We start from the raw sequence: 13,695 nt of genomic DNA, 5'->3' as shown, positions 1-13,695 counted from the left end.
ATGCTTCGGAGGTAGCGACCTGGGTCGGCGCGGAAGCGCCGGCCCATGCCCCGTGGCCCGGTAATGTCGGCGCGTCCCGCGGACCCGGGCAGCGAGCCGGCGTCGCACTCCCGCACCTCCAGACCGCGCTCGTTCCACCGAGAGACCCGCGCGCGGGAGTACCCGTGGGAGGCGGTTGCCCGCAGGGCGTCGCGCATCAGTGCATACGGGCGGACCCACTCGCGCGTGAGGGCCCCCTTTCAAGTCCCCAGGCTCTCCTCGATGCCGCCCAGGCGTCGGCGCTTTCGCGTCGACCGCGGCGTTCTCCCGCTCCCGTCGTTCCGCTTATCGTGTGAGCCATGTTCCGGAACGTGAACCCTCGATGCTTCGCCGCGCTGCTCATGCTGAGCTGTTCGTCCTTCTCCGCCCGCGCGGCCGAGGTCTCCGCCGCGGAGCGCGTCGAAACGACCCCCGGGCTTTCTCCCAATGCCGTCCGCCGGGTCTTCGATGCGCAGCGCCAGGCCCTGACTGTCTGTCCGCGCCTCACCGCGGAGGTCCCGCAGAAGGAGGGGCCTACACGGTCCGCTCCGTGGACGGCGCCCGCGGACGCGGACGACCGGGTCCTGTTCCGTTTCGTGATCGACGCCAACGGCACGGTGGCAAAGCTCAGCTCCGTCGAGTCGACGATGAAGGTGCGTGGGGCCTTCATCGATCCGGGGTGTGCTCAGGAGCTGGCGCGGCAGTGGACGTTCCCCCCCGTCGATGGGGAGTCGTCGGTGGAGGTGTCGGTGTGGGCGCGCTTCCGCACCACCGAGGCCGAGCGGAAGGCGTCGCTCGCGAGGTTCAAGGAGAGCGCCGTGGTGCTCTGCCAGGCCATGTCCGCCGCCATCCCTGGCGATGCGGTTCCCTCGAGGGAGGTGTGGGAGGCCGCGATCGCGCGGATTCTCTCCGAACGTGGCCCGAGCCTGGACACGCGGCTCCATGACGTCATTGACGCGGTGAGGAGGGTTAATCCGATGGACGCCAGCGCGATCATGGTCAGCGCGATGGAGGGGCTGACCGCGAACGTGGAATGCCCGAAGCTCCGCGCCTGGGCAGGTCACTAAAGGGGCCGTGCGCGCGCGACGGCCCAGGTCCTCCCTGCGGATGCACAAAAAAGAGGGGCCTCGTCACCGAGGCCCCTCTCTTCATTTCAGCAGCCCGGATGGGCGGCGAAACGAAAGGACTACTTCGCGTCCTTGGCCGCCGGGGCCTCCTCGGCCTTCTTCGTGGTCTCCAGGTCGAGCGTGATGCTGATCTCATCGCCCACCGCCACGCCGCCGGCCTCCAGCGCCTTGTTCCAGGTCAGGCCGAAGTCGCTGCGCTTGATCTTCGTGGTGGCCGTGGCGCCGCGGCGCACGTTGCCCCACGCGTCCTTCGTCTCGGGCGTCGGGCCTTCCACGGCCAGCACGACAGGCTTCGTCACGCCGTGCATCGTCAGGTCGCCCGTGACGTTCAGCTTGTCCTTGCCGGCCTTCGCGACCTTCGTCGACTTGAAGGTGATGGTCGGGTACTTCGCGACGTCGAAGAAGTCGGGGCTGCGCAGGTGCTCGTCGCGCTTGGGCTCGTTGGTGTTGACCGTGGTCGCGTCGAGGGTCGCCTCGATGGTGGACTTGGTGATGTCCTTGTCATCCAGGTTGACGGTGCCCTTCACGTTGCTGAAGGTGCCACGCACGGTGGACACCATCATGTGCTTCACGCCGAACTGCGCGCTGGAGTGCGACGAGTCAATCTCCCACGCGGACGCGAAGGCGAACGAGGGGGCGGCGACGGCCAGCAGGGTGACGGCGGACTTGAGCGACATCTTCATGGTGTGAACTCCTGGGAGGACTGCGGACTGCGAGGTTCAGGCGCGCAGCGCGAAGCTGCGCATCGACAAGGTTCCGTGATGGAAGCCCTCGAACACGGGGGTGAGACGGTCCTCGGGGAGGGCGGCTCCGAGGACGAAGTAGATGGGCAACCAATGCTCGGGGGATGGATGCGCGACCCGAGCATTCGGTGCATCCATCCACGACTGAAGCCCCACGTCATCACGCGCGGCAAGTTTTCCCGCGACCCACGCGTCGAACTCGGCGGCCCATGGCTCCACCGACGCCAGCTTGGATCTGAAATTCACCCGGCGCAGGTTGTGGACCACCCCGCCGCTGCCCATGAGCAGCACGCCCTCCGCGCGCAGCGGCCGCAGCGCCTCGCCCATGCGCGCCACCACCGCGGGCGAGGCCTCCGCCGGCAGCGCCACCTGGATGACCGGGATGCGAGCCTCGGGGAACGCGTGCCGCAGGGGCACCCAGACGCCGTGGTCCAGGCCGCGCTCGCCATCCGCCACCGCGGGCACGCCCGCCGCGGACAGCCGCGCCACCACGTCCTGGGACAGGGCAGGAGCCCCCGGCGGCGCGTAGCGCAGCCGGTACATCTCCTCCGGGAAGCCGTAGAAGTCGTAGACGAGCGGAGGGGCCGCCATCGCGGTGACGTGCACGCGGGCCTCCGTCTCCCAATGCGCGGACACCACCACCAGCGCCTTCACCGGACCCGCGCCCGCACCGAAGCGCTGGAGCGCCTGGGGGTACTCATCCGAGTCCAGCGCCGTCATCGGCGAGCCATGCGAAACGAACAGCGCCGGCGCCACCGGCTGGACGACCGAGCGCCCAGGCCCCATCACCCCCGCCACCCCGGCGGCCGCCACGCCCTGCAACACCTCGCGTCTGTCCACCCCGGAACCCATCGTGGCGCCTTCTACTGCAACCCCAGGACCAACGCATCAAACACGTCAACCCATTGAAAGCACTCGGACTCTGATTCCAGCCCTGCGAAACACCTCTCAGATTGATAGAGAGACGCATCAGTCTGAAACGATTCAGGGAGACACCGTGGTGGGTCTGGAAGGGCTGGACTTGAGGGAGTTGCTGGCGTTCGAGCCGAAGGGGGGCGTCATCCACTTCGCCGGGCAGCGGGCGTTGCTGATGGACCCGGTGGCGCTGGGACTCTTGCGCAAGGAGCTCATCGGGATGCTGGGGATGACGGCGGCGCGCGGCATCTTCACGCGGCTGGGCTACGCGCACGGCTGGCGCACGGCGGAGGCGATGAAGTCCGCGGTGCCGTGGACGGACGAAGCGGAGTGGCGCCGCGCGGGCGGCCGGCTGCACACGCTGATGGGCCAGGTGCGCGTGGAGCGCATCGAGCGGACGGACAAGGACGGCCCGGAGCCCTTCGCGGAGGCGCAGTGGAGCGACTCCTATGAAGCCGAGCAGCACCTCCTGCACCTGGGGCAGGCGGATCAGCCGGTGTGTTGGAGCCTCACCGGCTTCGCGTCCGGGTACATGAGCTACTGCAACGGCAAACCCATCTACTGCGCGGAGCTGAAGTGCGTGGGCAAGGGGGACGCCCTCTGCCACATCGTGGGCCGGCCCCAGGAGGAGTGGAGCACCGAGTGCACGGAGTTCCTGCGCTTCTATGAGACGCAGTGCATGGAGGGCGTGCTCGGACAGGTGACGGAGGCGCTGCGGCAGGCGGAGCGCAAGCTGCGCGCGAAGCGGCAGTCCCTGGCGCGGGTGTCCGGCGTAACGGAGGACCCGGCGGGCATGGTGGCCCGCGCGGAGGCCATGCAGCGCGTGCTCAACCTGGCCCGGCGCTCGGCCAAGGTGGACACCACGGTGCTCGTCACCGGCGAGAGCGGCGTGGGCAAGGAGCGCATCGCGCGGCTCATCCACGACGAGTCCGGCCGCGCCCACAAGGCCTTCATCGCCGTCAACTGCGCCGCCGTGACGGAGAGCCTGCTGGAGAGCGAGCTGTTCGGCCACGCGAAGGGCGCCTTCACCGGCGCCACGCACGACCGGGCCGGCCTCTTCGAGGCGGCGCACGGCGGCACCCTCTTCCTGGATGAGGTGGGGGAGGTCCCCGCCGCCATGCAGGCCAAGCTCCTGCGCGTCCTCCAGGAGCGCGAGGTGCGCCGCGTGGGCGAGAACACCAGCCGCAAGGTGGACGTGCGCGTGGTGGCCGCCACCAACCGCGAGCTGTCGGAGGAGGTCCGCCTGGGCCGCTTCCGCCAGGACCTCTTCTACCGGCTGCGCGTCATCGAGCTGCGCATCCCGCCCCTGCGCGAGCGACGGGAGGACATCCTCCCCCTGGCGCGGCTGCTGCTGGCGGAGGCCGGCGAGCGCCTGGGCCGCCGGGTGAACGGGCTCGCTCCCGACGCCGCGGATCAACTCCTGCGCTACCCGTGGCCGGGCAACGTGCGCGAGCTGGGCAACGCGATTGAGCGCGCGGTGGTGCTGTGCGAAGGCCCGCGCGTGGAGCGCGACGACCTGCCGGAGGAGGTCCGCGCGGCGCCGCCCAGCCTGGTGCCCACCGGCAACCCGCGCCGGCTGGAGGACATGGAGAAGGAGTACATCCTCGCGGTGCTCGCGCAGAACGGCGGCAACCGCTCCCGGACCGCGGAGCAGTTGGACATCGGGGTGGCCACGCTCTACCGGAAGCTCAAGCAGTACGGCCACCCGGAGGCCGCCCACTAGCCCCTCAGTTGAGGAACTGGTCGCGGTCCCGCGAGCGGTCGCGGTCCACCACGCGCAGGTGCTTGGAGCGGTCGCGCAGCTGGCGCTGCAGCCGCCAGTGCTGCAGGTGGAGCATCAGCCGCTTGGGGCTCGCGCCGTGCACGTACGCGAACACGAGCGGCAGGCTGATGAGCTCCGGGGCCAGCACCTGCCAGGCCGGCGCGGTGAGCAGCCGCAGCACGGTGAAGCCCGCGCCAATCGCCGCGAACCAGTTGCCCGTCAGCGGGATGCCCCAGAAGTTCGTCTGGCCCCGGCCAATCACCAGCCCGTACGCCACCCACAGCACCGTGGTCATCACCGTGCCGCCGGCGTAGTAGCTGGCCATCGGCATCACCAGCGACAGCAGCACCGTGATGAGGCCCGCGAGCGCCGTGATGCCCACCGACGCCATCAGCAGGCGCCTGGCGCCCCAGGTGGACTCCAGGAAGCCGCCAATGGACCAGATGATGATGGCGCCGAAGACGATGCCCAGCGGGTCCGTGGCGACGAACGCGTAGGTGAACAGCTCCCACACGCGCAGCCCCAGCACGTCCCGGGGGTTGAGCAAGAGCAGCGCGCCCTGGCCCCGCTGCGTCGCCAGGAAGAGCGCGGAGAACGCCACCAACCCCACCGCCAGCTTGGCGGCCATCGAATCCAGGCCAGGGAAGCCGCCGCCGAAGCCGCCGCCTCCTCCCCTGTTGAAGCCCCGCATGGGTCGCATAGAGGCCCAAAGGTGGTGGAAGCCCGTCCGGACCGCAACCCCAAATCCAGAAACGATGAAGGGCGCCCCACCCCGATGTCCTCAGGGAGAAGCGCCCTCGCATCCCACGCCTTCTTCAGACCGGCCGGAGGCCCTCAGGCCTTGTGACGGTAGAAGAGCGTGATGGTCAGACAGTGAAACTCCTTGTCCGAGGACTGCGTGACGATCTTGTCCACGATGTCCACGGAGGAGTTCTCCTTCAGCCACTTGGTGATGTTCTCGCCCATGTTCTCGCGATCGCGCGCGAGCGTGGTGGAGAACACCTTGACGCCCGTGAAGCTGATAACGCCCATTCCAACCCTCGTGTCACCAGAGATTACGAACGTTTACCCTGAGTCGCGGGCGCCATCAAGAAACGGGCCCGACAATCCGGCTCCGGAAGCATGCCCCACCTCGCTGGCGGGCCGCTCCGGGCGGGAGGCCCGGCTTGCGTCCACCCGCCAACAGTGTGGCGGGCGGACGAGGGGGGACGCGGGCCGTCAGCGGCCCGCGGCGGCGCGGCGTGCCTGACAGGTGACCTCGTCCTTGCAGGCGGGACCGATGCCTTCGGGGTGGGCCGTCAGGGGCGTCTTGTCGCTCTCCTCCACGCCGCACACCACGCAACGGCGCTTGCGGTTGCGGCGCTCGGCGCGGCGCTGCTCGGCGATGGCCTTGGCCCGCTCGCGGGCCGTCTTCGCGTCCACCTCGTTGCTCATCTCACGTCCCGTCCGGAAGTCGTCTGCCCCGTACCCCGTCGCCCCGCGGCGCTCCTAGAGCGCCTCGACCAGCACCGCGATGCCCTGGCCCCCGCCGATGCAGGCGGACCCGATACCATAGCGGGCGCCCCGGCGCTTGAGCTCGTACGCCAGCGTCATGGTGATGCGCGCCCCGGAGGCCCCCAGCGGGTGGCCCACGGCGATGGCGCCGCCGTTGACGTTGGTGGCGTCGCGTGGCAGGCCCAGCTCCTTCTCCACCGCCAGGTACTGGGGCGCGAAGGCCTCGTTGACCTCGAAGAGGTCCACGTCCGTGAGCTTCGCGTCCGCGCGCTGGAGCAGGTTGCGGATGGCCGGCGCCGGGCCAATGCCCATGATTCGCGGGTCGCACCCGGCCACGCCCCAGTTCACCAGCCGCGCCACCGGCTTCAGCCCGTGCTTCTCCACGAAGCTGCGGGTGGCCATCACCATGGAGCCCGCGCCGTCGCAGATGCCGCTGGCCGCGCCCGCGTGCACCACGCCGTCCTTCTTGAACACCTTGGGCAGCTTGCGCAGGCCCTCCACCGTGGTCTCCGGGCGGTTGTGCTCGTCCTTCGCCACCACCGTGTCGCCCTTCCTGCCCTTGAGCGTCACCGGCGCGATCTCATCCCCCAGCCGGCCCGCCTCCTGCGCGGCGGCGAAGCGCTTCTGGGTGAGCACCGCGTACTGGTCCACGTCGTCCTGGGTGAGGCCGTAGTCCACCGCCAGCTGCTCCGCCGTGAGCGCCATGGCCTGGCCGGTGTAGCTGTCCGTGAGGGCCGTCCAGAGCATGTCCTCCAGCCCGCCCTTGCCCAGGGGGATGCCCCAGCGCGCTCCCCGGATGACGTGCGGCGCCTGGCTCATGGACTCCGTGCCGCCCGCGAGCACGCACTCCGCTCCGCCCGTCAGCATCATCTCCGCGGCCGTGACGAAGGCCTGGAACCCGGAGCCGCACAGCCGGTTGACGCCCAGCGCGGGCACCGGCACCGGCACGCCCGTGCGCAGCCCCACGTGGCGCGGCAGATAGATGGCGTCGGAGCTCGTCTGGACGACGTTGCCGTACACCACGTGCTCGACCTGCTCCGGGGAGACGCCCGCCTGGGCCAGGGCCGCCTTCGCGGACTCCACGGCCAGGTCGGTGGCGCTCAGGTCCTTGAGGCTGCCACCGTAGGTACCGAACGGGGTGCGCTTGCCGGACAGGAAGTAGATTTCCTCGTTCTTGGACACGCTCTTCATGGTGCTCGTCTCCCTACTCTTCCAGGGCGCCGGGTGCACGCACGACGTGACGTGGAAAAGCACCCAGGGGGCCGTCAGCCCGCGCGCTGGCCCAGGAAGGCGCTGGCGACGATGGCAAGCGCGATGGCCGTCCACAACAGTCCCTGGAGGTTCTGGCGGCGGATTTCCTTGCGGCCCAGGCCCTGGTACCAGGCCCGGCCCGCCTGGACCCGCCCCTCCCAGCTGAAGGCCTCCGGGCCCGCCGGCTCCCAGCCGTCCAGCCGTCGCACATGCGCGCGCAACAGGCGCTCGGGTGAGGCGTCCTCCAGCGAGCCGGAGCGGTATCCCGGCAGGTCCAACGCGGGCCGCCGGTAGCTGGCGGTGACCACGAAGCCCCCGGAGGCCAGCGGGGTGAGCAGGTAGAGCCGGGGCCCCTCTCCGTTCCCCAGGTGGAGCGTGGCGAAGACGCGCTCCCCGGCGTGGGCCCAGTCGTAGGAGCGGGTGGCCTTCTGGAGGAGCGGCTTCTCCTCGTGGCTGCCCAGGGGGGTGAAGCCCAGCGCCTGGAGCTGGCCCGCCAGGGGGGCCAGCGCGTCCGGCAGGTTCATCTGGTCCGCGGGGGCCTCCGGCTCCACCCGGACCGTGTGGGGGAAGAGGAAGAGGAGCGCGCGCCAGAAGTTGAGGGCGAGCAGCACGCCAGCCAGCACGAGGCCCGCGACGGCGACGCCCAGCTGCCCGAGCACGTTCACGGACGGGGCTTTCTTCCATCCTGGCGCCGGCCGGCGGTGGCGGGCAGGTCCTGCCAGCGCGCCAGGGCCTCGGGGGTGAGCGGGTCGCGGCCCTCCAGGTGGCGCTCCAGGTGGCCCAGCGAATCCACGCCCCAGAACATCTCGCCGTCCACCAGCACGGAGGGCACGCCGAAGGCGCCCCCGGCCAGCGCCGCCTCGGTGTTGACGCGCACGCGGTCCTTCACCTCCGGCGTCGCCGCCGCCGCGAGCAGGGCCTTCGCGTCGAAGCCCGCGGCCTCGAGCACCGCGCCCACCTGCTCCGGCGTCTCGATGCCCCGGCCCTCGCCCCACGCGGCGGAGTACAGCGCGGTGGTGAGCCGCGTCCGCTCCGCCACGTCGTCCACGGCGGCCGTCACGCGCAGGGACAGCAGCGGGTTGAAGGGGTGCGAGGGCGGCAGCGAGAAGGGCGCGCCCTGCTCGTGCGCGATGCGGAACGTCTGCTTGAAGACGTAGACGCGCTTGGCGGGGATCTCCGCGGGCCCGATGGAGCCCACCGCGTTGAGCAGCCCCGCGAGCAGCACCGGCACGGGCTCCAGCGGGCGGCCGTGCCTCGCCGCGATGGCGGGCATCCTCAGCCAGGCGAGGTACGCGTACGGGGACAGGTAGTCCAGGCAGAAGCGCAGGGGGGAAGAGGAGGCCATGCGGCCATCCTAGCCATGACGGCGCCGTCAGGCGCTCTGCTTCACGTCCTCCTGCTGACGCGACAACGGACCGCGCAGGGACTGGGCCAGCATCTGGAGGTGCGTGGCCCGGGCGGTGGCGAAGGCGCGCTCGGCGATCTCCAGCTCCCGCACCACCTCTTCCGGGGTCGTGAGCCGCTCCGCGGTCTGCAGGTACACCAGCCCCATCTGGAGCACGTTGCCGGTGGACTCCGCCAGGAGGCGCGCGCGGCGCAGGTGCCCGTCCCCCTCCTCCTGGGACACCAGCGGCGCCAGCGCGCGGCGGGCGAGGATCTCATCCCACGGGTTCGCGAGCAGCGGGTCCAAGGCGCGCGCGAGCGCGGCCTCGGCGGCGGCGAGCGCGGCCGGCAGCCGGCCCTGGTCCCGCTCGAAGCGCGACTGGTACACGCGCAGCAGCGTCTCCATGCGCAGGCCGCCCTGGCGCGCGGCGTCCAGCGCCCGGGGCAGCGACTCGCGCGCGGCGCCCGCGTCCTCGAAGAGCACGTCGCGGCACGCCTGGTACACCAGCACGTGCGCGCGCAGCCAGCGGTCCCCGGGCAACAGCCGGGAGAGCGCCTCGCCGCGCGACACCACCGCCGCGACCAGCTCGTGCTCGCCGCGCTCCAGGTAGTACGGCGGCGTGAAGAGCGCCACGTTGCGCTCCATCAGCCGGGGGCTGCCCAGCCGCCGGATGAGCTCCGTCTTCTGCGAGAGCGCGGACGCGAACGCGGCGCCGTCGCCGGTGAAGACCGCGCGCGCCACCTGCGCGAAGAGGTGGTAGGCGCGCACGTCGGTGAAGCCGTGGGCCTCCGCCAGCTGGAGCCCGTCCTTCAGCACGTCCTCGTCCAGCGGCTCGCCGCGCAGGGCCAGGTTCGCGTTGAGCAGGTAGCCGCCCATGCCCAGCGCCCAGGCCAGCCGCCGGGGCGGCCGCCCCACCGCGTCGCGGAAGTCCCGCAGCCGCCGCACCTGATGGCGCTGCTCGGCCATCCCGCCCGCCCAGTGGCCGGTGTACGCGCTCAGCGTCGCGCGCGCGATGGACAGCCCGGACCGGTAGGGCGAGTCCTCCGGGTGCTCGGCGGCCACGCGCGCGAAGAGCGCCTCCAGTTCGTCCGTGCGCCCCAGGATGGCCAGCGCCATGCCCTGGAGGATCTGCAGCTCCGAGCGCTTCCAGAAGACATCCACCGGCGTCATGCGCGCGTTCGCCGACACCTCGCGGAACAGCGGGCACAAGAGCTCCTGGCGCTCCGCGGGCGTGGCCGTGCGCGCCGACTCCAGCCGAGACAGCGCCTCCTGGCGGCCCGCCGCCACGTCCACCGTGGCCGCCCAGTGCGCGAACAGCCGCTCCGCGTACGCCACCGACGTCGGCGGGTCGCTGGAGTAGCCCACCTCCACCAGCGACACCCACGTGCGCAGCAGCTGCTCCGAGCGCCCCGGATAGTCCGGCGCCGACTCCAGCAGCCCCGCGGCCTCCTTCAGCAGCAGCGTGGCCTCCAGCAGCGCCTGCGCCTCGATGGCCGCCTGTCCCGCCTCCAGCAGCGGCTGGATGGCCTCCGCGGGCGCGTCCGAGCGCGCGAAGTGCCAGCCCACCGCGCGCACCACCCCCGCGCGTCCGGAGGGCAGCGCCTGGAGCGCCCGCGCCACCTGGCCGTGGTGGCCCCGGCGCTCCGCCTCCGGCGTGCTGTCGTAGACGGCCTGGTGCACGGTGTCGTGCGTGAAGACGAAGCGGCCCTCCACGTCCTGGAGGAACTGCCGCTCCACGATGCCGTCCAGGACGGCGAACAGCTCCGCCTCCGGCAGCCCCGACAGCGCGCGCACCAGCGGCAGGTCCAGCATCCGGCCCGCGGGCGCCAGCTTGCGCAGCAGCGACACCTGCTCCGGCGGCGCGCTGGCGAGCCGCACCAGCACCGTCTCCTGGATGCTGTACGGCAGCGCGCGCGTCCCCAGCCCCTCCTCCGCCTGCCAGCGCCCGCCCACGCGCTTGAGCGCGCCCGCCTCCACCAGCATGCGCAGGCACTCGGTGGCGAAGAAGGCGTTGCCGCCCGTGGTCGCGTGCAGCCGCTGCACGAAGCCCTCCGGCATGCCCAGCCCCGGCAGCACCAGCTCCACCAGCGTGGCCACGTGCTCGGCGGACAGCGGCTCCAGGTCCACGCGGGACGTGAGCTTCTCATCCACCGTCTGGAACGCCAGGCTCAGCCGGGACAGCTCGTGGGAGCGGAACGTGCCCACCACCATGCCGCGCGTGCCGTGCAGCGCGCGGATGAGGACGTTGAGCGCCTCCAGCGTCGCGCTGTCCGCCCACTGCAGGTCCTCGAAGCACAGCACGAAGGACTGCCGCTCGCCGAGCGTGCGCGTCCACTCCGACAGGGCCTCGAAGAAGCCGGCCTTCTCCTCCGAACCGTCGCGCAGCAGCTGTTCGTGCAGGTCGCCCTCGTACCCGTCCGACGACAGCAGGCGCGCGAGCCGGGGCCCCACCCGGTCCATCACCTCGCCGGGCGTGTGCGGCACCAGGCAGCGCAGCGCCTGCGCCACGGGGGCGAGCGGCGCCAGGCCCTCCGCGCGGCACTGCCCCCGGCCGAAGGGCAGCTCCGCCAGCTTCGCCTGCAGCTCGAACTCCTGGAGCAGCCGCGTCTTGCCCACGCCCGCGGGCCCGCCCACCAGCACCGCGCGCGACTGGCCCCAGTCCGCCTCCGCCAGGCCGTTCATCAGCCCTTCCAGCTCCGCCTCCCGCCCCACCACCTCCGGCACGTGCAGGTAGCTGGCGCGCGCGGACAGCGGCTCCTCGGGGACGGGCTCGCCGCTGGCGTGGCAGAGCGCCTCCAGCAGCTCGCCCGCGTCCTGGAAGCGCTCGCGCGGATCCTTCGCCATCAGCAGGAGGATGATCTCCTCCAGCTGCGGGTCCACCGGGCAGAGCGTGGAGGGGCGCGGCGGCGGGCGCGTGAGGTGGTCCGCGAGCAGCACCGCGGGGCTGGCGCGCTTGAAGGGCAGCTTGCGGGTGGCCAGGTACCAGGCCATCACGCCCAGCGAGTACAGGTCCGCGCGGCCGTCGATGCTCGCGCCCCGCTGCCACTCCGGCGCCAGGTACTCCAGCGTGCCCTTCAGCTTGCCGGGGCTGGGGGTGCCCAGCTGGTGCATCACGCCGAAGTCCATCAGCTTCACCGCGCCGGACTCGGTGATGCGCACGTTGCTGGCCTTGATGTCGCAGTGGACGTACAGGCGCGAATGGATGAACGCCAGCACCTGCGCCATCTGGATCAGCACCCGGTACAGCGTGCGCGTGTCCAGCGGCGCCTCGCGCACCAGCGTGCTCAGGTCCTGCCCGCCCACCACCTCCATGGTGATGAAGCGGTTGCCCGCCTCCGTCATGCCCCAGTCGAACACCTTGAGCGTGGACGGGTGCTGGAGCTTCTTCATGGCGAAGAACTCGTGCCGGAACAGCAGCACCAGCTCCTCCACCTTCGCCGCGGACAGCTCCGCCGGGACGTGCATCTCCTTGAGCGCCACGCGGCGGCGCTCCTGCAGGTCGTCCGCCAGCCAGATGCGGCCCATGCCGCCTTCGCCCAGCAGCGACTCCACCCGGTAGCGCCCGGTGACGATGACGCCCGGGACCAGCGAGCGCCGCTCCCCCACGCCCGAACCCGGCAGCGTGATGGGCGTACGCATCCGGTCCCCCCACGTGCTCGGAGGCCGGGTGCGCTCGTCCAGGACCGTTGTCTTCTCGTCGTCGCTCACGCGCAAAGGGCTGGCCGTTTCCGGCCAGAATCCAGACGTCGGAGGAATAGCACGTTTCAGTGACACCGCCTCCGGGACATCCGAGCAGGTGCACGCTCTGCCATTAGTCCCCGGTTCACCGTCTCGCTGGAAGAAAACACATGGGCGTGCCCGGGCGCTTGCCGAGCAGCCGCTTCTGTTCCGGGGAGGACGCCACCCTGGGACGGATGCACGGCCTGCGCCCTGCCGCACCGCAGCAGACGTCACAAGCGCGTTGAGCGCGCGCTGGCGCCCACGCGGCCGCGGCGGGACGCGAGCGCCGCCCGGGTGGATCCGCGCCCGCATGGCGATCCCGCGCGCCCTCCCTCCTCGCACCTGGACGACCGGACGGCCCGGCCTCCCCAGGGACCGCCGTTGCCCGCCCGCTCCGCCACGGTCCACCTTCGCCTTGGGGGTGGCACCATGGCCTCGGACAAGGGCAGCAGGAACTTCCAACCTCGCGACCGGGGGCAGTTGGAGGACGCGCAGGACCGCGCCGCCGCGGAGCAGGCCCGCGAACGCTCCGCGGCCGCGGCCCGTGACCCGGACGTCAACCCCGGCCCCCTAGAGGAGACGCCGTGGGAGGCGGACGTCGAGCGCGGCGAGGAATGGGAGGCGGCCGAGGTCCCCGAGCGCGAGGCGCGGGGCGACGAGGAGCCGGACTCCGAGGTTTCCCGGCGGGGGCTCCGGAATCCGCCGCCGGAGTCGTAGGGGGCTGACGGGCGAACCCGTGAGGTGGAGGCTTTCGCGAATTCTCGCGGGTGAAGGGGGACCTCTTGCCCGGTGCGCACGGCGGGGGGATGCTGTGCGGCGCAGGTCCCCCTCGCAGTCCGCGGTCCCCTCCCCGGGAGTCGATGCGCCGTGAAGCCCAAGGTCCTCATCGTGGAGAACTCCTGGACCATGCGCGAGACGCTGCGCCTGCTGCTGTCCGGCGAGTTCGATTGCACGGTGGCGGCGGACGGGGAAGCGGGGCTGGCGCACGCGCTCGCGCAGCCGCCGGACGTGCTGCTGTCGGACGTGAACATGGAGGGCATCGACGGGTATGAGCTGTGCCGCCGCGTGCGCTCGGAGCCGGCGCTGGCGCATCTGCCCGTGGTGTTCGTCAGCGGCTACGCGCCGCGCTCGGACCTGGAGCCCGGACAGCCGCAGCCGGACGCGTACCTGGTCAATCCCGTGAAGCCGCCGTACCTCATCGCGCAGCTTCATGCCGTGCTGCAGCGCGCGCGGGGCGCCACGGCCAAGGCCGCGGGCGAGGGCTGAGCCGGACGCACGCTG

At 71.7% G+C, this 13,695-nt stretch carries 13 protein-coding genes; 4 read left to right on the top strand and 9 right to left on the bottom strand.

Translation table 11 applies throughout. From position 1 onward, the window contains the following. Positions 1-338 precede the first annotated feature (338 nt). A complete protein-coding gene (locus GTY96_RS20925) occupies positions 339-1,085 on the top strand; it encodes a hypothetical protein (protein ID WP_143900320.1) in 747 nt (248 codons plus the stop codon). Positions 1,086-1,204: 119 nt separating this feature from the next. Here GTY96_RS20925 and GTY96_RS20920 read toward each other — a convergent pair whose 3' ends face one another. Next, entirely contained in the window at positions 1,205-1,828 is a 624-nt protein-coding gene (locus GTY96_RS20920) for a YceI family protein (protein ID WP_143900322.1), read from the bottom strand. A 36-nt stretch (positions 1,829-1,864) separates the two neighbouring features. Continuing rightward, entirely contained in the window at positions 1,865-2,740 is an 876-nt protein-coding gene (locus GTY96_RS20915) for a DODA-type extradiol aromatic ring-opening family dioxygenase (RefSeq protein WP_143900324.1), read from the bottom strand. 145 nt (positions 2,741-2,885) lie between these two features. Between GTY96_RS20915 and GTY96_RS20910 the strand changes: the two genes are divergently transcribed. Then, on the top strand, positions 2,886-4,526 hold the full coding sequence (locus GTY96_RS20910) for a sigma-54-dependent Fis family transcriptional regulator (RefSeq protein WP_143900326.1): 1,641 nt from the start codon (positions 2,886-2,888) through the stop codon (positions 4,524-4,526). Positions 4,527-4,530: 4 nt separating this feature from the next. Here the strand turns inward: GTY96_RS20910 and GTY96_RS20905 are convergent, their stop codons facing one another. From GTY96_RS20905 to GTY96_RS20875, 7 genes are all read right to left on the bottom strand, one after another. Further along, positions 4,531-5,265 (bottom strand): DUF1751 domain-containing protein, encoded by a 735-nt coding sequence (locus tag GTY96_RS20905; protein ID WP_143900327.1) that lies wholly within the window; start codon positions 5,263-5,265, stop codon positions 4,531-4,533. A gap of 134 nt (positions 5,266-5,399) precedes the next feature. Continuing rightward, complete coding sequence (locus GTY96_RS20900) at positions 5,400-5,597, bottom strand: hypothetical protein (protein ID WP_143900329.1); 198 nt, start codon at positions 5,595-5,597, stop codon at positions 5,400-5,402. A 186-nt stretch (positions 5,598-5,783) separates the two neighbouring features. Beyond that, complete coding sequence (locus GTY96_RS20895; RefSeq protein WP_014399195.1) at positions 5,784-5,999, bottom strand: hypothetical protein; 216 nt, start codon at positions 5,997-5,999, stop codon at positions 5,784-5,786. Between the two features lie 54 nt (positions 6,000-6,053). Then, a complete protein-coding gene (locus GTY96_RS20890) occupies positions 6,054-7,250 on the bottom strand; it encodes an acetyl-CoA C-acetyltransferase (RefSeq protein ID WP_161665593.1) in 1,197 nt (398 codons plus the stop codon). Positions 7,251-7,324: 74 nt separating this feature from the next. After that, positions 7,325-7,975 carry a hypothetical protein gene (locus GTY96_RS20885; RefSeq protein WP_161665592.1) on the bottom strand — a complete coding sequence of 217 codons (651 nt, stop codon included), beginning with the start codon at positions 7,973-7,975 and terminating at the stop codon, positions 7,325-7,327. Then, positions 7,972-8,655 carry a 2-hydroxychromene-2-carboxylate isomerase gene (locus GTY96_RS20880; protein ID WP_143900335.1) on the bottom strand — a complete coding sequence of 228 codons (684 nt, stop codon included), beginning with the start codon at positions 8,653-8,655 and terminating at the stop codon, positions 7,972-7,974. Before GTY96_RS20880 ends, GTY96_RS20885 begins: the two co-directional genes overlap by 4 nt. Before the next feature lie 27 nt (positions 8,656-8,682). Continuing rightward, a complete protein-coding gene (locus GTY96_RS20875) occupies positions 8,683-12,333 on the bottom strand; it encodes a serine/threonine-protein kinase (RefSeq protein ID WP_143900337.1) in 3,651 nt (1,216 codons plus the stop codon). A gap of 510 nt (positions 12,334-12,843) precedes the next feature. Between GTY96_RS20875 and GTY96_RS20870 the strand changes: the two genes are divergently transcribed. After that, positions 12,844-13,131, top strand: coding sequence for a hypothetical protein (locus tag GTY96_RS20870; RefSeq protein ID WP_143900339.1), 288 nt, complete (start codon positions 12,844-12,846; stop codon positions 13,129-13,131). 150 nt (positions 13,132-13,281) lie between these two features. Further along, positions 13,282-13,680 (top strand): response regulator, encoded by a 399-nt coding sequence (locus GTY96_RS20865; protein WP_161665591.1) that lies wholly within the window; start codon positions 13,282-13,284, stop codon positions 13,678-13,680. The last annotated feature ends 15 nt before the right edge of the window (positions 13,681-13,695 follow it).

The sequence above is a fragment of the Corallococcus silvisoli genome (assembly GCF_009909145.1).
GTDB classification, from domain to species: Bacteria; Myxococcota; Myxococcia; order Myxococcales; family Myxococcaceae; genus Corallococcus; species Corallococcus silvisoli.
Note: the sequence above shows the minus strand (reverse complement) of the source record. Positions and strands in the feature narration are given on the sequence as shown.